Source organism: Sulfitobacter sp. GN1-4 (genome assembly GCF_055693825.1).
Map to the genome: position 1 here is coordinate 525001 of NZ_JBVFUQ010000003.1, position 26535 is coordinate 551535.

Annotated in this window: 21 protein-coding genes, 1 tRNA gene, 2 rRNA genes and 1 pseudogene (1 of these 25 only partly in view); 15 read left to right on the plus strand and 10 right to left on the minus strand. The window is 59.6% G+C overall.

From position 1 onward, the window contains the following. The 4 genes from ACZ1HM_RS03170 to ACZ1HM_RS03185 form a co-directional block, all read left to right on the plus strand. Window positions 1–2636: ribosomal RNA gene (locus tag ACZ1HM_RS03170) — 23S ribosomal RNA — on the plus strand (it extends 198 nt beyond the left edge of the window). Between the two features lie 91 nt (window positions 2637–2727). Next, window positions 2728–2842, plus strand: a 5S ribosomal RNA gene (gene rrf, locus ACZ1HM_RS03175). Window positions 2843–2895: 53 nt separating this feature from the next. Next, window positions 2896–2972, plus strand: a tRNA-Met gene (locus ACZ1HM_RS03180). Between the two features lie 313 nt (window positions 2973–3285). Beyond that, window positions 3286–4341 (plus strand): calcium-binding protein, encoded by a 1056-nt coding sequence (locus ACZ1HM_RS03185; protein WP_472741158.1) that lies wholly within the window; start codon window positions 3286–3288, stop codon window positions 4339–4341. Between the two features lie 95 nt (window positions 4342–4436). On the opposite strand, the gene ACZ1HM_RS03190 is transcribed toward ACZ1HM_RS03185, so the two are convergent. Continuing rightward, complete coding sequence (locus ACZ1HM_RS03190; protein ID WP_472741159.1) at window positions 4437–6407, minus strand: DUF4214 domain-containing protein; 1971 nt, start codon at window positions 6405–6407, stop codon at window positions 4437–4439. A gap of 218 nt (window positions 6408–6625) precedes the next feature. Here ACZ1HM_RS03190 and aspS point away from each other — a divergent pair, with 218 nt between their 5' ends. The 5 genes from aspS to ACZ1HM_RS03215 all read left to right on the plus strand — a co-directional run bounded on the left by aspS (window position 6626) and on the right by ACZ1HM_RS03215 (window position 11925). Then, complete coding sequence (gene aspS, locus ACZ1HM_RS03195) at window positions 6626–8485, plus strand: aspartate--tRNA ligase (RefSeq protein WP_472741160.1); 1860 nt, start codon at window positions 6626–6628, stop codon at window positions 8483–8485. A gap of 120 nt (window positions 8486–8605) precedes the next feature. Then, on the plus strand, window positions 8606–10225 hold the full coding sequence (locus tag ACZ1HM_RS03200; RefSeq protein ID WP_472741161.1) for a DUF1800 domain-containing protein: 1620 nt from the start codon (window positions 8606–8608) through the stop codon (window positions 10223–10225). Continuing rightward, the gene (locus ACZ1HM_RS03205) at window positions 10152–10781 is read left to right on the plus strand and encodes a hypothetical protein (RefSeq protein ID WP_472741162.1); all 630 of its coding nucleotides are present in this window, start codon (window positions 10152–10154) and stop codon (window positions 10779–10781) included. Before ACZ1HM_RS03200 ends, ACZ1HM_RS03205 begins: the two co-directional genes overlap by 74 nt. Next, complete coding sequence (locus ACZ1HM_RS03210; protein ID WP_472744557.1) at window positions 10778–11152, plus strand: DUF1501 domain-containing protein; 375 nt, start codon at window positions 10778–10780, stop codon at window positions 11150–11152. The genes ACZ1HM_RS03205 and ACZ1HM_RS03210 overlap by 4 nt, the downstream gene beginning before the upstream one ends. 47 nt (window positions 11153–11199) lie before the next feature. After that, window positions 11200–11925: a GNAT family N-acetyltransferase gene (locus tag ACZ1HM_RS03215; RefSeq protein ID WP_472741163.1), complete on the plus strand. Its 726-nt coding sequence runs from the start codon at window positions 11200–11202 to the stop codon at window positions 11923–11925. A 282-nt stretch (window positions 11926–12207) separates the two neighbouring features. Here the strand turns inward: ACZ1HM_RS03215 and ACZ1HM_RS03220 are convergent, their stop codons facing one another. Continuing rightward, complete coding sequence (locus ACZ1HM_RS03220) at window positions 12208–12927, minus strand: response regulator (protein WP_472741164.1); 720 nt, start codon at window positions 12925–12927, stop codon at window positions 12208–12210. Window positions 12928–13053: 126 nt separating this feature from the next. Here ACZ1HM_RS03220 and mce point away from each other — a divergent pair, with 126 nt between their 5' ends. Both mce and ACZ1HM_RS03230 read left to right on the plus strand, forming a co-directional pair. Then, window positions 13054–13458, plus strand: coding sequence for a methylmalonyl-CoA epimerase (mce, locus tag ACZ1HM_RS03225; protein ID WP_472741165.1), 405 nt, complete (start codon window positions 13054–13056; stop codon window positions 13456–13458). A 3-nt stretch (window positions 13459–13461) separates the two neighbouring features. Next, entirely contained in the window at window positions 13462–13755 is a 294-nt protein-coding gene (locus ACZ1HM_RS03230; RefSeq protein WP_472741166.1) for a DUF1467 family protein, read from the plus strand. Here the strand turns inward: ACZ1HM_RS03230 and ACZ1HM_RS03235 are convergent. The 3 genes from ACZ1HM_RS03235 to ACZ1HM_RS03245 are packed head-to-tail and all read right to left on the minus strand — an operon-like array spanning window position 13688 to window position 16095. Next, the gene (locus tag ACZ1HM_RS03235; protein ID WP_472741167.1) at window positions 13688–14422 is read right to left on the minus strand and encodes an EI24 domain-containing protein; all 735 of its coding nucleotides are present in this window, start codon (window positions 14420–14422) and stop codon (window positions 13688–13690) included. The genes ACZ1HM_RS03230 and ACZ1HM_RS03235 overlap by 68 nt on opposite strands. Beyond that, window positions 14407–14985: a nitroreductase family protein gene (locus tag ACZ1HM_RS03240; protein WP_472741168.1), complete on the minus strand. Its 579-nt coding sequence runs from the start codon at window positions 14983–14985 to the stop codon at window positions 14407–14409. Before ACZ1HM_RS03240 ends, ACZ1HM_RS03235 begins: the two co-directional genes overlap by 16 nt. 3 nt (window positions 14986–14988) lie before the next feature. Further along, entirely contained in the window at window positions 14989–16095 is a 1107-nt protein-coding gene (locus ACZ1HM_RS03245; RefSeq protein ID WP_472741169.1) for a class II histone deacetylase, read from the minus strand. Between the two features lie 127 nt (window positions 16096–16222). Between ACZ1HM_RS03245 and ACZ1HM_RS03250 the strand changes: the two genes are divergently transcribed. Continuing rightward, the gene (locus tag ACZ1HM_RS03250; RefSeq protein ID WP_472741170.1) at window positions 16223–16987 is read left to right on the plus strand and encodes a class I SAM-dependent methyltransferase; all 765 of its coding nucleotides are present in this window, start codon (window positions 16223–16225) and stop codon (window positions 16985–16987) included. Window positions 16988–17077: 90 nt separating this feature from the next. Here ACZ1HM_RS03250 and ACZ1HM_RS03255 read toward each other — a convergent pair whose 3' ends face one another. Together ACZ1HM_RS03255 and trpS are read right to left on the minus strand one after the other, a co-directional pair. Then, window positions 17078–17482, minus strand: coding sequence for a GNAT family N-acetyltransferase (locus tag ACZ1HM_RS03255; RefSeq protein ID WP_472741171.1), 405 nt, complete (start codon window positions 17480–17482; stop codon window positions 17078–17080). Then, window positions 17483–18505, minus strand: coding sequence for a tryptophan--tRNA ligase (trpS, locus tag ACZ1HM_RS03260; protein WP_472741172.1), 1023 nt, complete (start codon window positions 18503–18505; stop codon window positions 17483–17485). It lies immediately after the preceding gene. Window positions 18506–18806: 301 nt separating this feature from the next. Here trpS and ACZ1HM_RS03265 point away from each other — a divergent pair. After that, window positions 18807–19264: pseudogene (locus ACZ1HM_RS03265) on the plus strand (rhomboid family intramembrane serine protease). A gap of 9 nt (window positions 19265–19273) precedes the next feature. On the opposite strand, the gene murJ reads toward ACZ1HM_RS03265, so the two are convergent. Both murJ and ACZ1HM_RS03275 read right to left on the minus strand, forming a co-directional pair. Further along, the gene (gene murJ / locus ACZ1HM_RS03270; RefSeq protein ID WP_472741173.1) at window positions 19274–20812 is read right to left on the minus strand and encodes a murein biosynthesis integral membrane protein MurJ; all 1539 of its coding nucleotides are present in this window, start codon (window positions 20810–20812) and stop codon (window positions 19274–19276) included. 53 nt (window positions 20813–20865) lie between these two features. Next, the gene (locus tag ACZ1HM_RS03275) at window positions 20866–21738 is read right to left on the minus strand and encodes a LysR family transcriptional regulator (protein WP_472741174.1); all 873 of its coding nucleotides are present in this window, start codon (window positions 21736–21738) and stop codon (window positions 20866–20868) included. A 95-nt stretch (window positions 21739–21833) separates the two neighbouring features. On the opposite strand from ACZ1HM_RS03275, the gene ACZ1HM_RS03280 reads away from it, so the two are divergent. Both ACZ1HM_RS03280 and ACZ1HM_RS03285 read left to right on the plus strand, forming a co-directional pair. Continuing rightward, a complete protein-coding gene (locus tag ACZ1HM_RS03280; RefSeq protein ID WP_472741175.1) occupies window positions 21834–22883 on the plus strand; it encodes a sodium-dependent bicarbonate transport family permease in 1050 nt (349 codons plus the stop codon). 224 nt (window positions 22884–23107) lie between these two features. Then, a complete protein-coding gene (locus tag ACZ1HM_RS03285) occupies window positions 23108–23491 on the plus strand; it encodes a GFA family protein (RefSeq protein ID WP_472741176.1) in 384 nt (127 codons plus the stop codon). 257 nt (window positions 23492–23748) lie between these two features. Here the strand turns inward: ACZ1HM_RS03285 and ACZ1HM_RS03290 are convergent, their stop codons facing one another. After that, on the minus strand, window positions 23749–26535 hold the full coding sequence (locus ACZ1HM_RS03290) for a [protein-PII] uridylyltransferase (RefSeq protein WP_472741177.1): 2787 nt from the start codon (window positions 26533–26535) through the stop codon (window positions 23749–23751).

A 26535-nucleotide genomic window follows, 5' to 3' on the forward strand; every position in this document is an offset into this window, starting at 1 on the left:
CTGAATACATAGGCTTATAAAAGCAAACCCGGGGAACTGAAACATCTAAGTACCCGGAGGAAAGGAAATCAATTGATACTCCCCTAGTAGCGGCGAGCGAACGGGGACCAGCCGAGCCATGAGTGTGGTTAGAATGCGTTGGAATGCGCAACCAAAGTGGGTGATAGTCCCGTATAAGAAGCATGATTGGACGTATTAAGTAGGGCGGAACACGTGAAATTCTGTCTGAAGATCGGAGGACCACCTTCGAAGGCTAAGTACTCCTTACTGACCGATAGTGAACCAGTACCGTGAGGGAAAGGTGAAAAGCACCCCGACGAGGGGAGTGAAACAGTACCTGAAACCGAACGCCTACAATCAGTTGGAGGGGCTTTACGCCCTGACAGCGTACCTTTTGTATAATGGGTCATCGACTTGGTCTCACGAGCAAGCTTAAGCCGTTAGGTGTAGGCGTAGCGAAAGCGAGTCTTAATAGGGCGTTGAGTTCGTGGGATCAGACCCGAAACCGAGTGATCTAGGCATGGCCAGGTTGAAGATAAGGTAACACTTATTGGAGGACCGAACCCACATCTGTTGAAAAAGATCGGGATGAGCTGTGCCTAGGGGTGAAAGGCCAATCAAACTCGGAGATAGCTGGTTCTCTGCGAAATCTATTTAGGTAGAGCGTCATCCGAATACCCTCGGGGGTAGAGCACTGGATGGGTAATGGGGCCCCACAGGCTTACTGATCCTAACCAAACTCCGAATACCGAGGAGTACTAGATGGCAGACACACGGCGAGTGCTAACGCCCGTCGTGGAGAGGGAAACAACCCTGACCTCCAGCTAAGGCCCCTAATTCATGGCTAAGTGGGAAAGCAGGTGAGACGACCAAAACAACCAGGAGGTTGGCTTAGAAGCAGCCATCCTTTAAAGATAGCGTAACAGCTCACTGGTCTAAATAAGTTGTCTTGCGGCGAAGATGTAACGGGGCTCAAGCCATGAGCCGAAGCTGAGGATGCATTTATTGCATGGTAGCAGAGCGTAGTGTGACATAATTCCATGTCTCCTTCACACCTTAGGGTGTATTGGAGACGCGGAGTTTTCTGTGAAGCCGGCGCGTGAGCGATCCGGTGGAGAGATCACTAGTGAGAATGATGACATGAGTAGCGACAAAGAGTGTGAGAGACACTCTCGCCGAAAGTCCAAGGGTTCCTGCTTAAAGCTAATCTGAGCAGGGTAAGCCGACCCCTAAGGCGAGGCCGAAAGGCGTAGTCGATGGGAACCAGGTTAATATTCCTGGGCCAGATGGAAGTGACGGATTGTGAAGGTAGTTCATCCTTATTGGATTGGGTGGGCTGCTAATCAGTTCCTGGAAATAGCTCCATCATGAGATCGTACCCTAAACCGACACAGGTGGACTGGTAGAGAATACCAAGGCGCTTGAGAGAACTATGTTGAAGGAACTCGGCAAAATACCTCCGTAAGTTCGCGAGAAGGAGGCCCGGTTCCTAGGCAACTAGGGGCTGGGGGCACAAACCAGGGGGTGGCGACTGTTTATTAAAAACACAGGGCTCTGCGAAGTCGCAAGACGACGTATAGGGTCTGACGCCTGCCCGGTGCCTGAAGGTTAAAAGGAGGAGTGAGAGCTCTGAATTGAAGCCCAGGTAAACGGCGGCCGTAACTATAACGGTCCTAAGGTAGCGAAATTCCTTGTCGGGTAAGTTCCGACCTGCACGAATGGCGTAACGACTTCCCCGCTGTCTCCAACATAGAACTCAGCGAAATTGAATTACCTGTCAAGATGCAGGTTTCCCGCGGTTAGACGGAAAGACCCCGTGCACCTTTACTACAGCTTCACACTGGCATTAGGCCGAACATGTGCAGGATAGGTGGTGGGCTTTGAAACTTCGACGCCAGTCGGAGTGGAGCCTCCCTTGAGATACCACCCTTGTTCTGCTTGATGTCTAACCGCGGTCCGTTATCCGGATCCGGGACCCTGTGTGGCGGGTAGTTTGACTGGGGCGGTCGCCTCCTAAATCGTAACGGAGGCGCGCGAAGGTTGGCTCAGAGCGGTCGGAAATCGCTCGTTGAGTGCAATGGCAGAAGCCAGCCTGACTGCGAGACTGACAAGTCGAGCAGAGTCGAAAGACGGCCATAGTGATCCGGTGGTCCCAAGTGGGAGGGCCATCGCTCAACGGATAAAAGGTACGCCGGGGATAACAGGCTGATACTGCCCAAGAGTCCATATCGACGGCAGTGTTTGGCACCTCGATGTCGGCTCATCTCATCCTGGGGCTGGAGCAGGTCCCAAGGGTACGGCTGTTCGCCGTTTAAAGAGGTACGTGAGCTGGGTTTAGAACGTCGTGAGACAGTTCGGTCCCTATCTTCCGTGGGTGTAGGATACTTGAGAGGAGTTGCCCCTAGTACGAGAGGACCGGGGTGAACGATCCACTGGTGGACCAGTTGTCGTGCCAACGGCAGTGCTGGGTAGCTATGATCGGACAGGATAACCGCTGAAGGCATCTAAGCGGGAAGCCCCCCTCAAAACAAGGTATCCCTGAGAGCCGAGGTAGACCACCTCGTCGATAGGCCAGAGATGTAAGCGTGGTAACACGTTCAGTTGACTGGTACTAATTGCTCGATAGGCTTGATTTGATCCAGTAGAAGCAAGATTTACCCTTGTTCTATGATCGAAAGCATACACAACACAGTGTACTGACTTGGACTTTTTGGAAACTTTACTTGGTTTGGTGATCATAGCGAGAGCAAAACACCCAGCCCCATCCCGAACCTGGCCGTTAAGTGCCTTAGCGCCGATGGTACTGCGTCTTAAGACGTGGGAGAGTAGGTCATCGCCAAACCTAGTAAGGTTTCCAAAGCGTATCTCTCTACGATGATCAGATCGACTTAGTGGCGCGGGATGGAGCAGCCCGGTAGCTCGTCAGGCTCATAACCTGAAGGTCGTAGGTTCAAATCCTACTCCCGCAACCAAGTTTTTACCCCGAAATTTCACCTCAATCAGTGCTTCAGCGCTGATATTGCGGATACATCAGTGTAGTTTCACGATGTTTTCGGCCGCCAGAGCACTGGTGTTCCCTCTAAACATGCCTCAAAGGCGTCATAATTGATGCAAAACTTGCGTCAATGCCAAGCCGTGCTTGGAATTGTCCCGGAAACGACAGCTGTGTAAGTCATTGATCTGCAACACTGTTCATCGCCACGAAACGGACAGTTCACAAGTCTCTGTCTTATCCGCCACATCCCTGCCGTGTTATCACCCCATTACAAACATGGGAATTATGACATGGTTATCGCTGCAGCTGGCGGAAATACAACAACACTACCGCAGGCCCAAGAAAACCTGTTCAACTTCGACGTGGGCGCGACAACTGCACGTCAAACTGGCACCGATCTTGCAGATCGCATGGTCGGCACCGAGGGGAACGACAATCTAGAGGGCCTAAAAGGCAACGATGTCTTGATTGCGCAGGCTGGGAACGACCGTGTGCGTGGCAATGCCGGCGATGATGTGCTGGTGGGCGGTCAAGGCAATGACACCCTGCGCGGCGGTAACGGTTTTGACACCGCAATCCTTGCAGGCACAGCAGATGATTTCATCGCTGGCCGGGATGCAGACGGTCACCTGACGCTGACCAACCGGCACACGGGTGAACGAGATGTGTTGCGGTCGATGGAACAGGTTATCTTTCGCTCTGCCAACGGTGACACCCCGCTTTCCATCGCAGATGTAGAACAGCTGGGCACTGCGCACGGAGCTGGTGGGGTGATCCCTGTGCTTCCTGGTGCGGACTGGTCGGCGGGTCAGCCCGTTCCGCTGGACGCGCAGCAGGCGATGGATCCGGTTGTGCTTCCTGGCGCGCCCGGTGCGGTGACAACACCATCAGATCCGGTTGTTCTGCCACCCGCACCACAGAATGCTGCGCCAACGAACCCGACCCCAGCGTCACAAGCGCCCGCTCCCGAAGCACCCAAGCCCGAAGCCAAGCCTGCGGAACCTGGCGCCAAGATCAATGGCTCCATGAGCGCGGATAAACTGAACGGAACAGACGGCTCAGACTATGTGCGCGGACTGATGGGCAATGACGCGGTTAACGCTGGTGACGGCAATGACACGATTGTCGGCGGTTCCGGCAATGATGCGGTGGACGGCGGTGACGGGACGGATACCGCAATCCTGTTTGACCGCTCAAAGGATTGGAGCATCTCGCGCACCTCTGAGGGCTATATCCAAATGAAGAGCTTTAAGACCGGCGAAGTCGATCTTTATGATAACATTGAGAAAATGACCTTCACGGACGGCACGTTTACCGTAGAGGAACTGCTGGGACGCGGTTGGTAAATCCGTCTGGTGGCGGCGTCTTTTCCGCCAACATCCAAGAAAAAAGCCCGCGCTGACCATACAGCGCGGGCTTTTCTTTTGTCAGGCCGAGTGGCTTACCCGGCGAAGGGATTGTCGACGATGCCGATCAAAGGCATCAGCAGCTCACCGTTTTCTGCTGTAATGGCCGCGTTATACTCCTCGTCCACGCGGTCAACGGCGGACTGCACGCTGCTGGCATCACCCCGCACAAAGAGCTGCATCGCCTCGGACGCGTCGGTTACGTCGGACAGACCGCGGATGACGGCGAAATAGGTGCCGATGTCGGTCTTTTGATCCAGATAATCGCGGTCCCCCTGCCGGATCGCGATCACTTCGGCAGTGTCATTCGCACCAGGGGCGGCATCCACACCTTCCAGGATGCGCAAGATCGCCTCGCCGCGCGCGACGCTGCCGTTCTCAATCACACCTGTCCAGAATTCAACGCCACCCGCGTCGCCTTCCCGGCCCAGCACGTTTTGGTAAATCTCTTCAACGAAGGACTGAACCGGCGTGCCATCGGGGTAGGTTTCGCGAGTCTCAGGCTGATCCAGGAACAGCGAGGCAATTTCAGACAGGATCTCATCGGATGAGCGTGCGCCTGCGGCCAGCTCAGTTGAGAAGAAATTCCCCCAGAAGTTCAGCCCGATCGCGTCAGGCGCGCGGTTGAAGTAGGCGATGTAGAGCTCAACAAAGCTGTCGATTTGTTCGCTGCTCAGGTTTGCGATGGCTTGGAACTGGGTCAGGTTCACCACCCCATCGCCAAAGATCGACGCGCCGCTGCCGAAGTTAAGCTGTTCAACACCAAAGAGCGTATCGCTGCCTTCTTCGCCTGAGCGGTCTTGCACAACAACGCTGTTGTCACCGAAAAACTGAATGGTGAACTGGTTCAACGCATTGGCGTAGCTCGCCACATCGCCGTCTCCGGCACCGCCGTGCAGTCCGTCATCCCCGGCACCGCCCGTCAGGTTGTCGTTGCCTTCGCCGCCAAAGAGCGCGTCATCCTGCGCATCCCCGGCCAACGTGTCATCCCCCAAGAGGCCAAAGAGGATATCAACGCCGCCGCCGCCTGCGAATGTATCCGCAAGCTCAGACAGATAGAACCAATCGCCGCGCTCTGATCCTGGCACGACACCATCAAAGCTGACCACAAAGGTTGGATCGGAATTGCGCGAGCCCAGCACAAAGTTGCTAAAGGTTTGCGCCAGCGTTGGGAAATTGCTGTTGAGCGTGTCCAAAAGGGCCTGGAACTGCGCCGTGGCGCTGCCTTCGACAGAGGTCAGGCTGGCAACGGTGCCCCCGTCCAACTGCGCGATAAGATCTTGCAATGTGTTGAACACCTGAGACGCGGCCACTTGTGCGGCCGCCTGGCCTGTGACCAGCGCGCCAGCGCCACCGCCACCCGTGGCCACATCGGTTGCACCGTTGGTGAGGCTGCCCAGATAGGACAGGATGGAATCGCCCACCGCATCGCCCAGTTGGGCATAGAACTCAGCCAAGGTGGTGCCGCTATAGGCCGATCCGCCATCCCCGTTCTGTGCAAACCAAGCGCCTGTATCCGGGTCGACCGTGAACAGGGGCGACACAAACACGCCGTCGCCCAGCACCCACAGTTCTTCCGCAAGCTCAGTTGAGGCGGCAGAGAAGGCTTCGACGATTTGCTCGGTGCCGCCGGGGCTGACATCATTGATGATATCGCGCAGCAGCGTGGTGTTTGGGTATTGCGCCAAAGCGGCGCGCGCTTCGTTCAGCGGGCCTGTGATCATTGAAAAATCACCCGCCGCGAAGGCTTCAAAGATCGCACGGGATTCCGCATCGAGGTTGTTGGCAATCTCAGGATTGTTCAGCAGCGCGGCAAAGGTGCTTGAGTTGATGGAGGTCAACGCCTGTTCGGCTGTCTCAAGCAGGCCGAGGTAGTCACCAACGGTAAAGTCCAGCAAGCCATCCACCGAAGTTGGCGCGGAAAATGCCCCATCGCCGAAGGTTTGAAGGTTTCCAAAGGCCCCTAACGCTTGTTGTAGGGCGGCGGCAAAATCTTCGTTTTCCATGTATCTATCCGAAATCGTTGAAAGTAATAGACGGAACTATAGGCGGCAAAACGCAGAGGTGAAGAGATTTTTCGGGGATTTACATTGTTTTCCCGCACCTCCCCGACATCAATGGCCACCCCTTAAAAACAGAGTGCAAACCGTTGCCTGCCCTTGACTTCCCCCCGCCAGACGGTGTACCTGCGCCAACCAATTCAGACCCCTGAAAGGGACCGCTCATGCACGCCTATCGCAGCCATAATTGCGCTACTTTGAACCTGTCAAACAAGGGCGAAACCGTCCGTCTCTCGGGCTGGGTGCACCGGGTGCGCGACCACGGCGGTGTGCTTTTCATCGACCTGCGGGACACCTACGGCATGACCCAGGTCCTGTGCGACCCCGACAGCCCGGTTTTTGCCGATGTTGAGAAGGTGCGCAGTGAATGGTGCATTCGCATTGATGGTGAGGTGAAAGCGCGGGATGAAGGGTTGATCAACCCCAAGATCCCAACCGGCGAGATTGAGGTGTTCATTCGCGACATGGAAGTGTTGGGCGATGTGAAAGGGGACCTGCCGCTGCAGGTGTTCGGCGATCAGGAATATCCTGAGGAAACCCGCCTGCGCTATCGCTACCTCGATCTGCGGCGCGAAAAGATGCAGGCGAATATGACCCTGCGCTCTGACGTGGTGACTTCCATCCGCAAACGCATGTGGGACAAAGAGTTCCGCGAGTTTCAGACGCCGATCATCACCGCGTCATCTCCTGAAGGGGCACGCGACTTTTTGGTGCCGTCCCGTCTGCATCCGGGAAAGTTCTATGCCCTGCCGCAGGCGCCACAGCAGTTCAAACAGCTTCTGATGGTCTCAGGCTTTGATAAATATTTCCAAATCGCGCCCTGTTTCCGCGATGAGGACCCGCGCGCAGACCGCTCGCCCACGGATTTTTACCAGCTCGACATGGAGATGTCTTTTGTTGAGCAGCAGGATGTCTTTGACACCATTTCACCCGTGATCGCAGGCGTTTTTGAGGAATTCGGCGGCGGTCGCAAGGTTGATGCTGCTGCTGACTGGCCGCAGATTTCTTATCGTGACGCCGCCCTTTGGTATGGCTCGGACAAGCCTGATTTGCGCAACCCGATCAAGATGCAGGTGGTCAGCGATCATTTCCGCGGCTCCGGCTTTGCGATCTTTGCCAAGCTGTTGGAACAAGACGGCACCGAAGTGCGCGCCATTCCCGCGCCCACGGGCGGCAGCCGCAAGTTCTGTGACCGCATGAACGCTTTTGCGCAAAAAGAAGGGCTGCCCGGCATGGGCTATATCTTCTGGCGTGAAAAGACCGCTGATGCCGTGGCCCAAGAGTTGGGCATCACCGTGAAAGAGGCCCAAGCCAAGCTGAAATCCGGCGAGGTCGAAGGCGGCATGGAAGCGGCAGGCCCTCTGGCCAAAAACATCGGCCCAGAGCGTACGGAGGCCATCCGCCAACAGCTGGGGCTGAACATCGGCGATGCGGCGTTCTTCTTGGGCGGCAAACCCAAAGCCTTTGAGGCCATCGCAGGCCGCGCCCGTAACATCATCGGCGAAGAGCTGAACCTGACCGACAAGAACCGCTTTGCCTTTGCCTGGATCGTGGATTTCCCGATTTATGAGCAGGATGAAGACAGCGGCAAGATCGACTTTGAACACAACCCCTTCTCCATGCCGCAGGGCGGGATGGAGGCGCTGCAGGGCGATCCGCTGAAGGTGCTGGGCTATCAGTACGACCTGGCGTGCAACGGTTATGAGCTGGTGTCGGGGGCCATTCGAAACCACAAGCCGGAGATCATGTTCAAAGCCTTTGAAATCGCAGGCTACGGCGAAGACGAGGTGCGCAAGCGCTTTGGCGGCATGGTCAACGCCTTCCAATACGGGGCACCGCCCCACGGTGGCTGCGCGGCGGGCATCGACCGGATCGTGATGCTGCTGGCGGATGAGATGAACATCCGCGAGGTGATCCTGTTCCCGATGAACCAGCGCGCCGAAGATCTGATGATGAACGCGCCTTCAGATCCCACCAGCGATCAGCTGATGGAGCTGGGCCTGCGGGTCATCCCACAAGACTAAGGCCGGGGGCAGGCCTGCCCTCAGCGCCCCACCGCTTTCGATGGCATTTGAGACAATTGCCGGGTGAAACCACACAGCAGATGGCCTACCATCCAAGGAAGGCCACTTTGCGGGGGTTCTATGCGTTTTGATCCGGGACGAGCTGAGCACCGTTTTGGCTATGGCCGCAGTGCTATGGTCGCACCCCCTGCGACGCTTGATCAGATGCTGGCGGGGGTCCGCGGGCCAGATAGCGCCGCGGCGGCCTATCCCCTGCCGGGCTGGCTGCATTTTCAGGATGCAATTGCGCATCGCCGCCGTTTTTTGCAATTCGCACGCCAGAACCGGGGGACCGAGAAATCAAAGACCGCCCGCGAAACGGCGCGCGAAGCGCTGCGTCAGGCGCGGCGGGATCAGGCCACATGGTATCTGCAGACGCAATTGCGCCGGATCACCACGCCACATGCCTTTCGCGAACGTCTGGTGGCGTTCTGGGCCGATCATTTCACGGCGCTTGGCAAAACCGCCATCCTGCGTCTGGCCACCCCCGCCTTTATCGAAGAGGCGATCCGCCCGCATATCTCAGCCCGCTTTTCTGATCTGCTTTTGGCCGCTGTCACCCATCCCTTGATGCTGCATGCCTTGGATCAGAACAAATCCATGGGGCCCAACAGCGTTGCCGCCAAGCGGCGTAAAGACGGGCGCGGGCTGAACGAAAACCTCGCCCGCGAGGTGTTGGAGCTGCATACCCTTGGGGTGGGCGGCCCTTACGGGCAGGCGGATGTGACCCAATTGGCGGAACTGCTGACCGGCCTTGGCACCACGCGCGAAATGGCGTTTCACTTTACCCCCAACCTGGCAGAGCCGGGGCGCGAAACCGTTTTGGGACAAAGCTATGGGCCGGAGCGCAGTCTTGAGCCGATCAAGGCGGCCTTGACCGACATCGCCACGCACCCCGCCACGGCGCAGCATTTGGCGCAAAAGCTGGTGGTGCACTTCGTCTCAGATGACGCGCCTGCCGCCTTGGTGAACCACGTTGCTGAGGCGTATCAGCTCAGCGGCGGCGATCTGAGCGCCAGCTACCAAGCGCTATTGGCCCATCCGGCGGCCTGGCAGGACAACGCCCCCAACATCCGCCCGCCGGACGAATTTATCAGCACCGCGTTGCGCTGCATTGGCATCACGCCGGCCCGCCTGGCCCCGTTCAGCCACCGCGCGGTGCGCGATTTGTTTTTCCGCCCCATGGCGCTGATGGGGCAGGCCTGGCTGCGCCCCACAGGGCCGGACGGATTTGAAGAGGCGGACAGCGCCTGGATCACGCCGCAGGGGATATCCGCGCGGCTGGAATGGTCGATGAACGCGCCGGCCCGCCTGTTGGAGAACATGCCAGAGCCGGTGGATATGTTGAACACGGCCTTGGGCGCTGATGTGCCTGGGCGGCTCGCCTTTGCGGTCAGGAACGCTGAAAACCGGCGCATCGCATTGGGGTTGATCCTGACCTCCCCGCATTTCAGCGCCGGTAGGAGAGGTTATGACCATCACGCGCCGTTCTCTTTTGTCTCGTGCCGGGGTCATCGGCTGTTCGCTGGCGGCAAGCCCGTTGCTGACGCCGGTCACCTTGGCCAGCGCGCCCTGGGACACGCGGCTGGTGGTCATCATCCTGCGCGGTGGCATGGATGGGTTGGACGTGGTCCGCCCTTGGGGCGATCCCGCCTTTGCCGCGCTGCGCCCGACCTTGAATGCGGGGGCGCGGGGGCCTGATCTGGACGGGTATTTCACGTTGCACCCCGCCCTGTCAGAGCTGATGCCCTGGTGGGCGGCGGGCGATCTGGGCTTTGTGCATGCGGTATCGACCCCCTACCGCGACAAACGCAGCCATTTTGATGGGCAAGATCTGTTGGAGGCGGGCACCGGCAGTTTGCAGGCCAAGGGGCAGGGCGGCTGGCTGAACCGGATGCTGGCGCAGCTGCCCGGCGTTGAAACCGAAACGGCCTTTGCGATTGGTGCAAACCATCTGCGGGTGCTGGAGGGGAGCGCGCCTGTCGCAAACTGGACACCCGATGCGAACCTGACGCTGAGCGCGCAGGCGCTGCGGCTGGCCGAACTGGTGATGGAAGAAGACCCCGCGCTGCACGCTGCCCTGGCTGAGGCGCAGATGCTTTCAGCCGACGGGCAGAGCGGGCTGAAAGGCCCGTCTCATACCAAGATCGCTGAGTTCGCGGCAGCCCGCCTGAACGGCAAAACCCGGGTGGCCGCATTTTCGGTGGGGGGTGGGACACGCATCACCGCCAAGCCCGCGCCCTGCCGCGCAGCCTGACCCGGCTGTCTGAGACGTTGCGCGGATTGAAAGCGGGGCTGGCCCCGGGCGTTTGGGACAAAACCGCCATTCTGGCGCTGACCGAATTTGGCCGCACGGCGCGCGAAAATGGCACCGGCGGCACCGATCATGGCACGGCGGGGCTGATGATGCTGGCGGGGGGAGCGATCCGGGGCGGAAAGGTTTATGGCCAATGGCCGGGAGTGGACAGTGCCGCGCTGTATCAGGAACGTGATTTGCTGCCCACGCAAGATGTCCGCGCCCCTGCGGCCTGGGTCATCCGCGGGCTGACGGGCCTGGATGCGGCGACACTGGGCAGCCATGTGTTTCCCGGTTTGGACATGGGGGCGGACCCTGGCATCTTGCGGTAGGTGCATAAGGGCTTGGCGGCCCGCGCTGATACACCTAACGTGCGCACATGACGCAAGATCCTGCATCCGCCCGGCCCCTGGGCCAACCTGTTGAAAACTGGACAGAACCGCCAGCGCCAGATGGCGCTGTGCTGTCGGGACGCTATGCCCAGTTGGAACCGCTTTCCGCAGATGCCCATGCCGCGCTGCTCTACCGGGCGTTTGCCGGGCATGACGCGGTTTGGGATTATATGCCTGTGGGTCCGTTTTCTTCGGCCGCGCAATTTCACCGCTGGGCGCGGGACCATGCGGGCAAGCCTGACCCGTTCTTTTACGCGATCAAGAACAAGGACAGCGGCCAGTGGGAAGGCGTGGCCAGTTTTCTGCGGGTCAAACCGGGCGCGGGCTCCATCGAGGTGGGCTACATCAGCTTTAGCCCCGCACTGCAACAGACCCGCGCGGCAACGGATGCGATGTATCTGATGATGCAATGGGCGTTTGAGGCGGGCTATCGCCGCTATGAATGGAAATGCAACGCCCTCAATGCGGCGTCCCGGAGGGCGGCGCAGCGCCTTGGCTTTAGCTACGAAGGCGTTTTCCGTCAGGCGATGGTGGTCAAGGGCCGCAACCGGGATACGGCATGGTTTGCGATGATTGACAGCGAATGGCCCGCCCTGAAAGAGGCCTATGAGGTCTGGTTGTCGCCTGCCAACTTCGACGCGGCGGGTCGGCAGGTTGAGCGCTTGGGCGATCTGACCGGCTTGGTGCGCGCAGCGGGGGATCCCAGCCTCTAATCCATCGCGGCGCTGTGGAGACACTGCCGTCTGATGAGGGCTTAGGGTGATGCGCGGGCCGAGGTCCTTGTGTTTGGGCACGCAATCATGCGCCGGCTTGGAACGATAGCCCCCCCGACACACCTGAACCCGCCAAAACCGATGCGTTTGGGTCCTGACCCTAAGAGGGTGGCCCTTGTTCAATTGCATTCCCCCAAAACCGGCACCACGCACCCCTGTCTCAGATCAGAGACCTAAGCGGGCTGCGTGATGCAAAGGGGCGGACGGCGCGCGCACATCCCCCTAAATCGCCACTTTCTCAGCCAGCCGGTGTTGCACCAGCCCGGCGATCCGTGCGGTTTCAGAGGCGGCGGTTTCACCCAAGGCGCGTTTGCGGGCCAGGGCGCGGGCCGCGTCAGCCAGGGCCGTGTCATTGGCCAGACCGGCCACGCCGCTGGTAAATTGCGCGACATAATCAAGCGTGCGCGCGGTGTGCTGATCCTCCAACACGTCGGCGATATGGGCCATGTCATCGCGGTAGGCGAGCCTGTCAGGTTCCACCACCTGTTCGTCCACCTGACGCGGCCCTTTGGGTCGGCGTTCAGCCGGCAGAATCGACAGAACCTTTTCCTGAAAGGCCCCCAGGGACAACACCGGTTTGACCAGAAAGCCATCCGCCCCCGCAGCCATGGCCGCGCCTTCTAATGTGTCATCCCCTGAAATCGCAAGGATCCCTTCGACGCGGGGATGGGTTTCGTTCAGCTCTGCAATCAGTTCTGTGCCGTTGCCGTCTGGCAGGCCCAGATCAACCAGCACCACCGAAGGCCGGTACACACGGAAATGCCGCCTGGCAGAGCGCAGGCAGTCAGCCCGCCGGATCCGCGCACCCGAGCGCAGACAAAGCAGTCGCATCGCGTCAGATGCAAACCGACTGTCTTCCACAGCCAAGATCGTCAGCCCCAACAGGGGCCGTCGGGCGGTGGGGGTTGGAATATTCGCCGCAAAGGGGTCTGGGTCGTCCATCATCGCCTCCTGTTAACATGCCCCATCGTTGCGCAAAGGTGCCTAACAGGCCGTTAACTTGACGCATTGCTCTTGCGCGATCTTGCGGCCATAAGGCGGCAAATACCTTGCCTGAAAGGACATCAGATGATCGGACGCCTGAACCACGTAGCCATTGCTGTGCCTGATCTGGAGGCCGCAGCGGATCAATACCGCAACGCGCTGGGCGCCAATGTGGGTGCACCGCAAGATGAACCCGATCATGGCGTGACCGTGATCTTTATTGAGCTGCCCAATACCAAGATCGAATTGCTGTACCCATTGGGGGAAAACAGCCCCATCCAGGGGTTCCTCGATAAGAACCCGGCAGGTGGCATTCATCACATCTGCTACGAAGTGGATGATATCATTGCCGCGCGCGATCACCTGAAATCAACCGGAGCCCGCGTGCTGGGCACGGGTGAGCCCAAGATCGGTGCTCATGGCAAACCGGTGTTGTTCCTGCATCCCAAAGACTTCAACGGTGCGCTGGTCGAACTGGAAGAGGTGTAACCGATGGGTCCGGTCTCTGGTCTTGTTCTTTACGCGGTGATTTGGTCGCTGACCTTTTGTGTGATCCTGCCTTTCAAGATCCAGACGCAGGGCGATTTGGGCGATGTGGTGCCGGGCACCCATGCGGGATCACCGGAACACCACCACATCCGAAAAAAGATCTGGATTACCACAGGTCTGGCGGCCGTTTTCTGGGCCATCGCGGCCACCATCATTCTGTCCGGTTGGATTACCGTGGATGATGTGGAACGGGTCTTTCATGCGGGCTCTTGGTCAGGCCGTGAAATAGGTGAGTAAACGTCGCCGCCCCTAGGATGGGGATCAGCAGGTTCACCAAAGGTATCGTGAGCGGCACGGCCATCAGCGCGCCTGCAGCCCAGATCGTTGCGGTGTGTTCGCGGCGCAGGCGTTTCGCCTCAACCCGGCCCACCCAGCGGATGGCCAGCATGGTGAAATACTCTCGTCCCAAGAGAAATCCGTTCAGCCCCCAAAAGATCAGCGGGGCTGCCACGTTCAAAATCAGATAGAGCACGATCGCCACGAGGTTTGCTGCAACCAGCACGCCCAGAAAGTTGACCGTATCGCGCAACGCCTCGCCAAAGGGCACGGGCTGGGTTTGGGGCAGGCCCGGGTAATGCCGCGCCTCGACCGCATGGGCGACCTCATCAAGAAACAGCGATGTGATGGCAGAGGCGACAGGGATCATCAGGAACGTCGATAAAAAGAGCAGCAGGAACGCCGCCCCCCAAGACACAAGGTCATCGACCCAGCGCACCTCACCCAGCACGGGCAGCCATAGCTCTTCGGGGACGAGCCAATCGGTGAACCACACAAAGGCGGCGGTAAACCCAATGAGCAACGCCAGTGACAGCGCAATGCCCAGGAAAAACACCCGACGAAAGCGCCGGTCGCCCAATTGGCTGACGGCCAGCCCAAATGCGCGAAAGATCAGGCCGATATCCATGACGTCATCTCATCTACGTTGGGGCGGGGGCGTTCGGGGGGTGCGGATGTTTCTGTGCCGATGTGAATGATCCCGGCCACGCGTTCATGATCGGCAAGATCAAAGGCATCGCGCACAAATTCGCGGTCATGTGAGGGCCAGCCGCTCAGCCAGTTGGCCCCCCATCCTGTGGCCAGGGCGGCATTTAGCAGCGCCAGACAGACACCGCCTGCGGCATAGGTCTGTTCAATCGCGGGGATCTTTTCGGAGGGTTTTTGCACCTCAATGACCGCAACGGCCAGATGGCCCTGGTCAAACTGGCTGCGCCCTTTGCTGGTCTTTTCGGCATCCAGCCCCAACGCCTGCGCACGGGCCTCAACCAAATTGGCCAAACGCGCCATGGCGGGCTTTTCAATCACCACAAAGCGCCACGGCTCAAGCTTGCCATGATCAGGCGTGCGCGCAGCAGCCGTCAGAAGCGGGGCAAGCTCAGCCCGGCTTGGGACAGGTTCACTCAGCGTTTTGGCAGGACGGGAGCGGCGGGTTTGCAGGAACGCAAGCGCGTCTGGGTTGGGGGTGGGCATCGGCTAAATCTCCAGCTGTTGCGCCATCTCATCAATGGACTGGCACAGGAATTGGTCAAACGCTGGCGACGGCTGGCGATATTGAAGCCCCTTGGCCATAGGGTCAGGGGCGTGGATGTCGCTGCCCGACAGGGCGGTCAGCGTGGCATGGCCGCAAAACGGCACATAAGCCTCGGAATAGCCACCCTCATGCACAAGAACAAGCTTGCCGCCGCACAACCGCTCTGCGGTCGCTTTGATCTTTTGGGTCATCACGCCAAAGGTTTCTGCCGTGGCCTGCATCCCGGCCAACGGATCAATGATGGCCGCGTCATAGCCGCAGGCGACAATGATCATGTCAGGTTTGAAGGCCTCAATCGCGGGGATCGCCACGCGGTCAATCGCATGCAAATAGGCCACATGGCCCGCGCCCGCATGCAGGGGCAAATTCACCGCCATGCCTTCGCCTGCGCCTGTGCCGCGGTGTTCCAGCTGTCCTGTTTTATAGGGGTAATTCCCCGCCTGATGTAGGGAGATCGTCAAGACATCGTCCCGGTCATAAAAAATGCTTTCCGTGCCATTGCCGTGGTGCACATCCCAATCCAGAACCGCCACCCGATCTACGTGACCACTGGCCTTGGCATTTTCAATGGCAATGGCGATGTTGGCCAAAAGGCAGAACCCCTGCGGTTTCTCAGCCTCGCAATGATGTCCCGGTGGCCGGCTGAGGGCATAGGCATTCGTCAAGGTGCCGCTGGCCACCTCTGCAACAGCCGCCACGGCCAGCCCTGCTGAAAGCGCTGCAATTTCATAGCCGCCTGTGGCGAAAGGCGCGTGATGGCCCAGCTCTCCTCCCCCGGCATCCGACAGGGATTTGAACGCATCAAGGTAGCTTGCAGGATGCACACGTTCGAGCATGTCGCGGGTGGCTTGGGGGGCGGACCTTGCATCAAGCTCGGCGGTCAGCCCGGTGACATCCATCAGGTTTTTCAGCCGGCGCTTTGTCTCAGGGCTTTCGGGCAGGCCCCCTGCGGCCAAGGGCTGGACCAAACCGCCGATGGGCATGGTGAAAGTATAGTTCCCGCCCGCGTGCCAGAAACACTGTTCATCCCAGAAAAACCCTGTGCGCATCGCATTCTCCCCGCTATGTGCGCGGAAGGTGCAGAAGCAGGGGCGGAATGTCTAGCCGTCCTGGCAGCGCGCTGCTGCGCATTGGCCTGAAATGTGGTAGAAGGTGTTGCGCCAGGGGGAGGCCGCCATGATCGATCACGTTGCCATCAACCGAGATGTCTGGAACGCGGATGCCGCCAATTGGGTCGGCTTTGCCGAAAGGCTGTGGGCGGCAGAGCCGCAGTGGGGCAATTGGGGCAAGCCAGAGGCCGAGTTGCAGATGTTGCCTGCGGATATGTCGGACCAAACGGCGGTGGAGCTGGGCTGTGGCACCGGCTATGTCGCGGCCTGGATGACGCGCCGGGGGGCGGATGTGACGGCCATCGACGTGTCAGACGCGCAACTGGCGACGGCCAGAAGGCTGGCGGCGGCCCATGCGCTGGACATCACCTTTATCGAAGGCAATGCAGAAAAGACCGGATTGCCCGATGCCAGTTTCAATTTTGCCATCAGCGAATATGGCGCGGCCATCTGGTGCCCGCCCCAGATCTGGCTGGCCGAGGCCTGGCGGCTTTTGCGTCCGGGGGGCGGGTTGGTGTTTCTGGGCAACCACCCGCTGTCGCTGATCTGTACGCCTCTAAATGGCGCGGCTTGTGAGCGTGCCTTGCACCGCCCCTATCGCGGCATGTGGGGGGCGGATTGGACGGAAGTGGAGATTGACCCCAGTGGGGTCTGTTTCAACCTGACCTTTGCGGGCTGGATGGCGCTTTTTGCCAAGATCGGTTTCGTGGTCACAAACTACCAAGAGATTTTTGCCCCCGCAGATGCCAATGGCACGCGCGGAGGGGTACCCGCGGACTGGGCCAAGGATTTTCCGATGGAACAGGTTTGGCATCTGCGCAAACCACAGTGACCGGGCGGTTTGGGGCAGCTGTTGTTTTGTAAGTTATAGTGGAAAGATGAAGCGCAACGGTGTGGATCACGGCCACGCGGGCGGGCTGGATCAGAGGTCTTTTTGCAGGTCGATGCGGGCGGGGCCGTCGGGGTAGTCAAAGCGGCCAAAGGGGCGGTAGCCCAGTTTTTCGTAAAACCCCTGGGCCTGGAAGGAATAGGTATAGAGCATGGCGCGCGTCGCACCCCGCCTGCGCGCTTCGTCCTCAAGGGCCTGCATCAAGGCCTCCCCTGTGCCTTGTCCGCGCAGTTCCTCATCCACCCAGAGGCCGCGGATTTCCAATGCGCCCATGTTGATGATGCCGCGCCCGCCCGCGATGATGCGGTCGCCTGCGCGCTGGATGATCGAAAAGCTGCGAAAATCGTAGCTGGAGCGCTGGGCGTTATAGGCGGCGAACCGGCTTGAAAGGTCGGCATAGACCGCGTCATCAGGCTCAATCAGCTCAAAAGGGGCCAATCAGGCACCCACCATGCCGATGATTTCATAGGTGCGTTTCAGGACCGGTTCGGTGATGGCACGCGCCTGTTCCGCCCCATGTGCCAGGATGCGGTCAATCTCGGCCGGGTCATCCATCAGCCGGGCCATTTCAGATGAGATCGGTGCCAGTTTGGTCACCGCAAGTTCTGCCAATGCCGGTTTGAAGGTGCCGAACTGCTGTCCGCCGACCTCTTGCAGGGCGGCTTCGACGGATTGTTCGCTGAGCGCGGCATAGATGTTCACCAGGTTGCGCGCCTCTGGCCGGTCCTCAAGCCCTGCCACTTCTGAAGGCAGCGCATCAGGGTCGGTTTTTGCTTTGCGGATCTTCTTGGCGATGGCATCGGCGTCATCGGTCATGTTGATGCGGCTGGCATCAGAGGGGTCTGATTTGGACATCTTTTTGGATCCATCGCGCAGTGACATCACGCGGGTGGCGGCCCCTTCGATCACGGGTTCAGTGATGGGAAAGAAATCCACACCGTAGTCGTGATTGAACTTGGCCGCGATATCGCGCGTCAGCTCCAGGTGTTGTTTCTGATCCTCGCCCACCGGCACATGGGTGGCATGATAGACCAGGATGTCCGCCGCCATCAGCGCAGGATAGCCGAAAAGCCCCAAGGACACGTTTTCAGTGTTCTTGCCCGCCTTATCCTTGAACTGTGTCATCCGGCTCATCCAGCCCATGCGGGCCACGCAGTTAAAGATCCAGCCCAGTTGCGCGTGCTCAGGCACTTGTGACTGGTTGATCAGGATGGATTTTTCCGGGCTGATGCCAGAGGCGATAAAACCTGCGGCCAGCTCACGCGTGTTGTGGCGCAGCTGGTCCGGGTCGATCAGCTTGGCGGTGATCGCATGCAGGTCGACCATGCAATAGATCGTCTCAAAATCCTCTTCCTGCATCGACACAAAGCGTTTGATGGCCCCCAGGTAGTTGCCCAGCGTCAGACCGCCGGAGGGCTGGATCCCGGAGAATACACGGGGCGTAAAGGTCTTATCGGTCATCACGGATCCTCTGGGGTGGATTTCGGCTGTGCAGCGGCTTACTTCTGTGGCTCCTGCGCGTCAAGGAGCGGCCATGCAAGAGCCTGAGTTTGAACCACCCATCAACCCGCTGCCGCCGGTTGTGATTCTGGCCTTTGTGGCCATCGCCGGGGTTGAGGCGGGCCTGTCCCTGGGCGAAGCGGGGCTGATCGGGGGGCCGGGTGCCGTGGGGTGGCGTTTGGGGCTGATCCGGGATTACGGGTTTTCGGGCCAGATCTTTGACTGGATGTGGCTCAATGGGCAATGGCCGCTCAGCGAAGTGATGCGTTTGTTTAGCTATCCCTTCGTGCATCTGGGCTTTACCCATGCGCTTTTTGCCGTCGTATTGCTGGTGGCGCTGGGCAAACTGGTGAGCGAAGCGATGGGCCAGCTGACGTTCGTGGCGCTGTTTTTGATGTCCAGCGCGGGGGGGCGGCGCTTTATGCGCTGCTGTTGAATGATCCCACCTGGCTGACGGGGGCCTATCCTGGGGTGTACGGGCTAATCGGCGGCTATTCCTATGTGATGTGGGTCAAGCTGTCGGGCACTGGGTTGCAGCAATACCGCGCCTTCAGTCTGATTGCCTTGTTGATGGGCATTCAGCTGGTCTGGGGCATATTCTTTGAAGTGGGCCTGCAATGGGTGGCAGAGCTTTTGGGCTTTATCATCGGGTTTTTGGCCTGTTTCGTGCTGGCCCCCGGTGCTTTTGCGCGGCTGCGCGACGGGATGCGGCGGCGCTAGGCTGGCCCGCTAGCGGCGCATCGCGGCGCGAAACTCAGACAGTTTGAACGCGCCAAAAAGCTGACCTGCCGCAAAAAAGCTCACCATCCCAAGCATAATCAGCACCAGCAGGCCCAGCACCCGCCAGTAGGCGGTGTTCAACAGCCCCACCATGGCTTCATCTGCAAACCACAGCACCACGCCCATCACCGCAGAGGCCGCGATGATCCGCCAGATCCGGCGGCGCAACTGTGCGTCAAAGCGCGCGGTTTGCCCAAAACGCCGTGCGCCCAGGGCCAGACAGACCACCATGACCCAACCGGCAAGGGTGGTGGCAATCGCCGGGGCGATCCAGCCCAAGTAGACAGAAAGCCCCACCGCCGCCACTGCGTTCACGATCATCGCGACCAGCGCATAATAGAACGGGCGGCGGGTGTCTTCGCGTGCGAAATAGATGGGCTGTTGTACCTTTTGCAAAACAAAGGCGGGCAGACCCAGACCGTAGATGGCCACAGCAGCGGCAATGGCGGCAGTGTCATCCACATCAGATGCGCCCCGTTCAAACAGGACCGAAACCAGGGTTTGTGGGATGATCACCAAAGCAACGGCTGAGGGGATCGTCAGCGCCAGCGCGAATTCTCCCGCGCGGCTAAGCGCATGGCGCGCACCGGTTTCATCGCCGCTGCGCAACCGGCGGGACAGATCGGGCAACAAGACGATGCCTACCGCAATGCCCACAACACCCAAGGGCAGTTGGTAAAGCCTATCGGCTGCAAACAGCCAGGACACCGCATCGTCATATTGGCTGGCCACCAATTGCCCCACCACAAGGTTGATCTGCATCACGCCCGAGGCCAGTGCCGCAGGCAGAGCGATCACCACCAGCGCTTTCATCTCAGGGCTCCAGCGGGGCAGGGCGGGGCGCAGGGCAAAGCCCGCATCCGCTGCCGCTTTCCACGTCAGGGCCAGCTGCGCCACACCGGCCAGCGGGATGGACCAAATCAGCCAGGTGACCACCTCGCCTCCGATAAGCTGCCCGGCAAGCATGGCTGCAATCACGAAGATGTTCAGCAAAACCGGTGCTGCCGCGGCCACGGCAAAGCGCCCGGTTGCGTTTAATACGCCTGAAAACAGCGCCGCCAAAGACATGAAAAGGATGTAGGGAAAGACAATGCGCCCAAAGCCCACGGTCATGTCAAACCGCGCATCGCCGGAAAAGCCTTCGGCGGTCAGCCAAACCAGCGCAGGCATGAACACCATCGCCAGCCCAACGAGGATCAGCACCACAAAAGCCAACCCTGCAAAGGCGTCCTGGGCGAATTTGCCCGCCCCTTCGCCGCTTTCATAGCGTTTGGAAAACATCGGAACGAATGCGGCGTTAAACGCGCCTTCGGCAAAGAACCGGCGGAACATATTGGGCAGACGGAACGCGGCCACAAATGCGTCCATGACAGGGCCGGGTCCGATCAAAGACAGCAACAGCACTTCGCGCAAAAAGCCCAGAACCCGGCTGAGCAATGTCCACATCCCCACGGTGAAAAAGCCGGTCATAAGGCGGATGGGTTTCATAGGGTGCTTTCGCTGCTCTGTTTTGACAGGCTTAGCTTGCAAGCCATGCGCATTCAATCGTTGGGTTGAACCAGCAAACGGTCCAGCGCCGTATGCGGGAAGGTGCGCCGGGCGGTGACGGCATAGAAACTTTCGACCAGATTAAGATCAAAGGGCGCGGTGTGTAGCATCCCGTTTGCGATTTCATCGGCCATGACAACCGCAGGGGCCAGCGCCAGCCCGACGTTGGCGCGGGTCAACAGCCGAACCATCGCCATATCATCGACATCTGCAATGATCCGAGGGGTCACGCCCAGGTGTTCGGCAAAGCTTTCAAAATCGCTGCGGATGGAGCTGCCTGTGGGCACGATCAGGGGCTCATTCTCTAATAGCGCCTCAATGCTGTCGTGCTGCAGCCTTTCGGCATGGCCATGCAGCCCCACGGGTTGTTCATCAATCCGGTGCGCGCGCAGGCCCACATCGCGCAGGTTTTTGGGCGGCTCTGTTGTCAGCACAACGTCGAGGGCCAGCGCCGTCAGACTGGCAAAAAGCACCTCTGCACTGCCGGATTTCAGCACGATTTGCGTCTGTCCGGCCTGAAGCAGCGGGTCTAGAAAGCGCATCTGAAAGTTCCGCGACAGCGTGGACAGCGCGCCAACCCGCAAAGGTGCGTCACTTCGCCCCGATTGCGCCAGCGTCGCCAAAAGCTCGGCCCCGGTGCCAAAGATCCGGTCGGCATGATCCAAGGTGATGCGCCCCACCTCAGTCAGCACAAGGCTGCGGTCTACCCGGTCAAACAGCGTGTGGCCCAGGCGTTCCTCCAAGGTTTTGATTTGCATGGACAAAGCCGATTGCGACACGTTCAACTTCTGCGCGGTGCGCGTCAGGTTGCCGTCATGCGCGACGGCATGAAAGTAGCGCAGGTGGTGATAGTTCAGCGTGTCCATAGTTCAGTATTATAGAACGTTATTACATCTAAGATATATTTTTATTCTTCCCACTGCACCGCCATATCGACCTGAACGCACAAAGGAGACGCGCCATGGATATGATCGCCGATATTGCCACCACCGTCGTGGCGCAAATGCAAAAGCCCACGTTGGCCTTCTTGATCGGGGGCATGATGCTGGCCGCGCTTGGCAGCAAGCTGGAGGTGCCCGCACCGGTCTACAAGTTTGTTGTGATGCTGCTGTTGCTCAAAGTGGGTTTGGGTGCTGGCATATCGGTGCGTGAAGCGGATCTGATCGCGCTGGCCGTGCCTGCGGTCTTGGCTGCATTGGTCGGTGTGGGGATCGTTTTGATCGGGTTTGGCACGCTGGCGCGGTGGCGCGGCGTCAGCCAGATGGACGGCATGGCCACGGCGGGTGTCTTTGGTGCGGTGTCGGCCTCCACCCTGGCGGCGGGTATGGCGATGCTGGATGCCGAAGGCATCCGCTACGAAGGCTTTATCGGCGCGCTCTATCCTTTCATGGACATTGCAGCCCTCGTCACTGCCATCGTGCTGGCCCGGATGGCAGCCGCCCGTCAGGCCGCAGCGGCAGGGACCGGCGGCACGGTCACGATGGGCGGTGCAGGTGGGGCCGGGTTTGACGGCAAAATCGTCGGCAGCATCCTGCGGGACACCTTTCAGTCGGCTGCCATCTCAGCGCTGCTGCTGGGGCTGGCGATTGGCATCTTTGCCCGGCCAGAAACCGTTTACGCCAGCTTTTACGAGCCGCTTTTCCGGGGGCTGTTGTCCGTGCTGATGCTGGTGATGGGCATGGAGGCCTGGTCACGGCTGAGCGAGCTGCGCAAAGTTGCCCATGCCTATGTGCTTTATGGCCTGTCCGCGCCGCTGATCCATGGTCTTTTGGGGTTTGGCGCAGGCCTAATTGCGCATCACTTTACGGGGTTTTCTGCAGGCGGTGTGGTCTTGTTGTCTGTGATGGCGGCCTCCAGCTCGGACATCTCTGGCCCGCCCACCATGCGCGGCGCCCTGCCAGAGGCGAACCCGTCGTCCTATGTGGGGGCCTCCACCGGGCTTGGCACGCCTGTTGCCATCCTGAGTATCCCGCTGTGGATCTGGCTGGCGGACATGGCGATTGGCTTGTGAGGGGCGGGGGCACGCATAATGCGTGCCCCATGCCTTTCTGATCGGCCCACTGGCAGCAGAGGCGGGAACGGCAACCTTGGCAGAAACGCGCCACCGGACTAGGATGGCTGCCATCGGCGCCAAAGCAAAACACGGTGCGCTGCGCCATCAAGCTGAGACTGTCACGCGAGGGGTGCGCCGTTATAAACCTCACTGCTTTGGTGCTTGAGCGGGGGGACACAAATATGAGCAAGCTGATCACAGGACGGTGCCTGTGCGGCGCGGTGACCTATCAGGGGCGCACATTGGAAGCTGACCCTTTTCGCTGTTATTGCACAGACTGCCAGCACGCGACGGGCACGGGTCATTCAGAAATGATGCCGCTGGCGCGCGACGGGATGGAGATTGACGGGCCATTGCGGGTTTATGAGATGACGGGCGGTTCTGGTCAGCCCACTTGGAGTTCCTTTTGCACGACCTGCGGCGCGCCTATGACCCGCAGAAGCGCACGGATGTCTGACCGGATCTACGTTCATGCAGCATCACTGGACGATCCCGCAGCCTATGCGCCGGTGAAAAACCTCCATGCCCAAAGTGCGGCACCTTGGGACCTTCCAGAGGATCTTTGAAAAAACTCGTTTGATGGGTGTGCCTTGCGGGAGCCGTTCAGGGGTTTGGTTGGCGGGGCCAAGGCTCAGGCTCACCATCCCAGAAGGGCTGGAGCCCCCCTCCCTTGATCTCTGCCTTGCCAGGGACAGGCGCACAGGCTCAAGACAAATAGCGGTCTCCCAGCAAGCTGGGTCCCTCCGCGATTTATCTTGCCCCGTCCGCCTGTCCCTGGCCTGCCAGTGCTCAAGCGACGGCGGCTCCAGCCCAGAAGGATGGGTCAATCTGCGGCGCGTTCGACCCCGTCGATGATCGCCTGCCGGAGGCGTTTTTCCAGGGTGCGTTGTTTGCTTTCGGAGTGGTATTTCAACCCGAACATGTCTTTGACATAGAAGGTGTCGACCACCTGTTCCCCGTAGGTCGCGATGACCGCATTGGCGATATAGACGTTTGAGGCGGCCAGCGCGCGCGCCAGATCATAGAGCAACCCAGGCCGGTCGCGGGTGTCCACTTCGATGATCGTGTAGATTTCAGAGCCTTCGTTATCAAAGGTGATATGGGTGGGCACCTTAAAGGCTTTTTCGCGTTTCTTGACTTTGTCGCGCGATTTCAGCGCCTCGCGTGCGACCACTTCACCGCCCAGGGTCTTTTCGATCATTTGCCGCAAACGCGGCAGCTTGCGCGCCTCATAGGGTTTGCCTTCGGCATCCTGGATCCAGAAGGCATCGGTGACATAGCCGTCTTTGGTGGTGTAGCTGCGCGCATCGACCACATTGGCCCCAACGAGCGCCAGCGCCCCGGCAAGCCGCGCAAAGATGCCGGGGTGATCGGGCATCACGAAACAGGCGCGGGTGGCATCGCGGTCTTCATCGGGATGCAGGTCCATCCGGATGCCATCCGGGTCGCCTTCGTGAAAGAGTTTGGCAAAGGCCACATGGGCCGTGACGTGCAGGCCTTGCCAATAGGGGTCGTAATGCCGTGCGGTTTCGGTTTGCAGCGCCTTGCGCGGCCAATCGCTGAGCGCGTCGCGCAGGGCGCGTTTCGCCTCCGCTCCGCGGTTTTCGCGGTTCAGGTCTTCAAGCCCGGTTTCAAGCGCGCGTTCGGTTTGGCGGTAAAGGGCGCGGATCAGCACCGCTTTCCAGTTGTTCCAGGTCTCAGGCCCCACACCTCGGATGTCGCAGACCGTCAGCACGCACAGCAAATCGAGCCGCTCAACGGTTTGGACCGCCTTGGCAAAGTCCCGCACCGTGCGCGGATCAGCGATGTCGCGTTTCTGTGCCATGTCAGACATCAGCAGATGATAGCGCACCAGCCATTCGACGGTGTCGACCTCACGTTGTTTCAGGCCCAGGCGCGGTGCGACTTTGCGCACGATCTTGGCCCCCAGGATCGAATGATCCTCGGGCCGGCCCTTGCCGATGTCATGCAGCAACAGCGCGGTATAAAGCACCTTGCGGTTCACGCCTTTTTTCAGGATCGACGACACCACCGGAAGTTCTTCGACCAGTTCTTCGCGTTCGATCATCGCCAGATTGCGGATCGTCTGGATGGTATGCTCATCCACCGTGTAGCTGTGGTACATGTTGAACTGCATCATCGCGACGATGGGTTCAAACTCCGGGATAAAGGCGCTCAGCACGCCCAGCTCGTTCATCCGCCGCAAGGCCCGTTCGGGGTTGCCGTGCCGCAGCAGGGTGTCAAAGAAAATCCGCTGCGCTTCGGGGCTTTGGCGCAGGTCGTCATCAATCAGATGCAGGTTGGCTTTGACCAGCCGCATCGCATCTGGGTGAATAAGCGTACCGGTGCGCAGCGCCTCTTCAAAAAGCCGCATCATGTTCAGCTTATCTGCTAAAAAGGCCGCATCATCTGCAATGGCCAGCCTGTTGTGCACCAGCTCATAGCCCGCCTTCATACGCGGCTTGCGCCGAAAGATGCGCTCCAACAGGGGTTCGGCCTTGACGTGGATGGCCTCCAGATTGGTCAGGAAGATCCGCGTCAGCTCACCCACCGTATTGGCGTGGCGAAAGAACGCTTGCATGAAAACTTCTACACCGCGCCGCCCGCCGGTATCGACAAAGCCCAAGGCCTCGGCCACCTGAACCTGCATGTCGAATGTCAGCTGTTCTGTGGCGCGCCCTGTGAGCAAATGCAGGTGCCCGCGCACCGCCCAGAGAAAATCTTCTGCCGCTTTGAAGGCATCGTATTCTTCCGCGCGAAACGCGCCCTTGTCCACCAGCTCGCGGCTGTGGTCCACTTTGTAGATGTATTTGGCGATCCAGAACAGCGAATGCAGGTCACGCAACCCGCCTTTGCCCTCTTTCACATTGGGCTCCACCACATAGCGTTGGCCCTGCTTGATGTGGCGCTTGTCCCGTTCGCTGAGCTTGGCCTCAATGAATTCGCGCCCCTTGTGGGCAAAGAGATCCTTGGCCAACGCTTGGCGCAGTTTGGCTTCCAGTTCGGTGTCGCCGGTGATGAAGCGATGCTCCAAAAGCGCGGTCTGGATGGTGAAATCCTCAGCGCCAAGCCGCAGGCAATCTTTGATGGTACGGGTGGCGTGGCCGACCTTTAGCTTCAGGTCCCACAGCATATAGAGCATGCTTTCCACCACGCTTTCCGTCCAAGCGGTGGCTTTGTACGGGATCAGAAACAGCAGATCGACATCCGAGAATGGCGCCATTTCCCCACGACCATAGCCGCCAACGGCAATGACGCTTAGCCGTTCGCCTTCGGTGGGGTTGGGTTTGGGGTGCAATTGGGTGCGCGCCACCTCCAACACGGTGCTGACCAGATGATCCGTGAGATAGGTATAAGCGCGGGTCATGCCGCGGGCATCAAAGGGGTTGGCGGCAAAACTCTCGGCGATTTGCGCCCGGCCGCGCCGCTGCACATCGGCCAGAACCTGAACAGCTGCCGCCCGGCGCTCCCCTTCGGGCAGGGGGGCACAGGCGGCTTGCCACTGCGCTTTGACCTCGTCTGGGTCGAAAATCAGGGCAGGATCGCAAATCAGGCGCGGCTGCGGGGCCGCGCCTGTTGTTGCTTCATCTATTGCGGCGTCGGTGGCCAA

Bases quoted from the DNA above. Each gene is read 5' to 3' on its own strand.
- ACZ1HM_RS03185 (WP_472741158.1), top strand. From the start codon at position 3,286: ATGGTTATCGCTGCAGCTGGCGGAAATACAACAACACTACCGCAGGCC.
- ACZ1HM_RS03190 (WP_472741159.1), bottom strand. From the start codon at position 6,407: ATGGAAAACGAAGATTTTGCCGCCGCCCTACAACAAGCGTTAGGGGCC.
- aspS (WP_472741160.1), top strand. From the start codon at position 6,626: ATGCACGCCTATCGCAGCCATAATTGCGCTACTTTGAACCTGTCAAAC.
- ACZ1HM_RS03200 (WP_472741161.1), top strand. From the start codon at position 8,606: ATGCGTTTTGATCCGGGACGAGCTGAGCACCGTTTTGGCTATGGCCGC.
- ACZ1HM_RS03215 (WP_472741163.1), top strand. From the start codon at position 11,200: ATGACGCAAGATCCTGCATCCGCCCGGCCCCTGGGCCAACCTGTTGAA.
- ACZ1HM_RS03220 (WP_472741164.1), bottom strand. From the start codon at position 12,927: ATGGACGACCCAGACCCCTTTGCGGCGAATATTCCAACCCCCACCGCC.
- mce (WP_472741165.1), top strand. From the start codon at position 13,054: ATGATCGGACGCCTGAACCACGTAGCCATTGCTGTGCCTGATCTGGAG.
- ACZ1HM_RS03230 (WP_472741166.1), top strand. From the start codon at position 13,462: ATGGGTCCGGTCTCTGGTCTTGTTCTTTACGCGGTGATTTGGTCGCTG.
- ACZ1HM_RS03235 (WP_472741167.1), bottom strand. From the start codon at position 14,422: ATGGATATCGGCCTGATCTTTCGCGCATTTGGGCTGGCCGTCAGCCAA.
- ACZ1HM_RS03240 (WP_472741168.1), bottom strand. From the start codon at position 14,985: ATGCCCACCCCCAACCCAGACGCGCTTGCGTTCCTGCAAACCCGCCGC.
- ACZ1HM_RS03245 (WP_472741169.1), bottom strand. From the start codon at position 16,095: ATGCGCACAGGGTTTTTCTGGGATGAACAGTGTTTCTGGCACGCGGGC.
- ACZ1HM_RS03250 (WP_472741170.1), top strand. From the start codon at position 16,223: ATGATCGATCACGTTGCCATCAACCGAGATGTCTGGAACGCGGATGCC.
- trpS (WP_472741172.1), bottom strand. From the start codon at position 18,505: ATGACCGATAAGACCTTTACGCCCCGTGTATTCTCCGGGATCCAGCCC.
- murJ (WP_472741173.1), bottom strand. From the start codon at position 20,812: ATGAAACCCATCCGCCTTATGACCGGCTTTTTCACCGTGGGGATGTGG.
- ACZ1HM_RS03275 (WP_472741174.1), bottom strand. From the start codon at position 21,738: ATGGACACGCTGAACTATCACCACCTGCGCTACTTTCATGCCGTCGCG.
- ACZ1HM_RS03280 (WP_472741175.1), top strand. From the start codon at position 21,834: ATGGATATGATCGCCGATATTGCCACCACCGTCGTGGCGCAAATGCAA.
- ACZ1HM_RS03285 (WP_472741176.1), top strand. From the start codon at position 23,108: ATGAGCAAGCTGATCACAGGACGGTGCCTGTGCGGCGCGGTGACCTAT.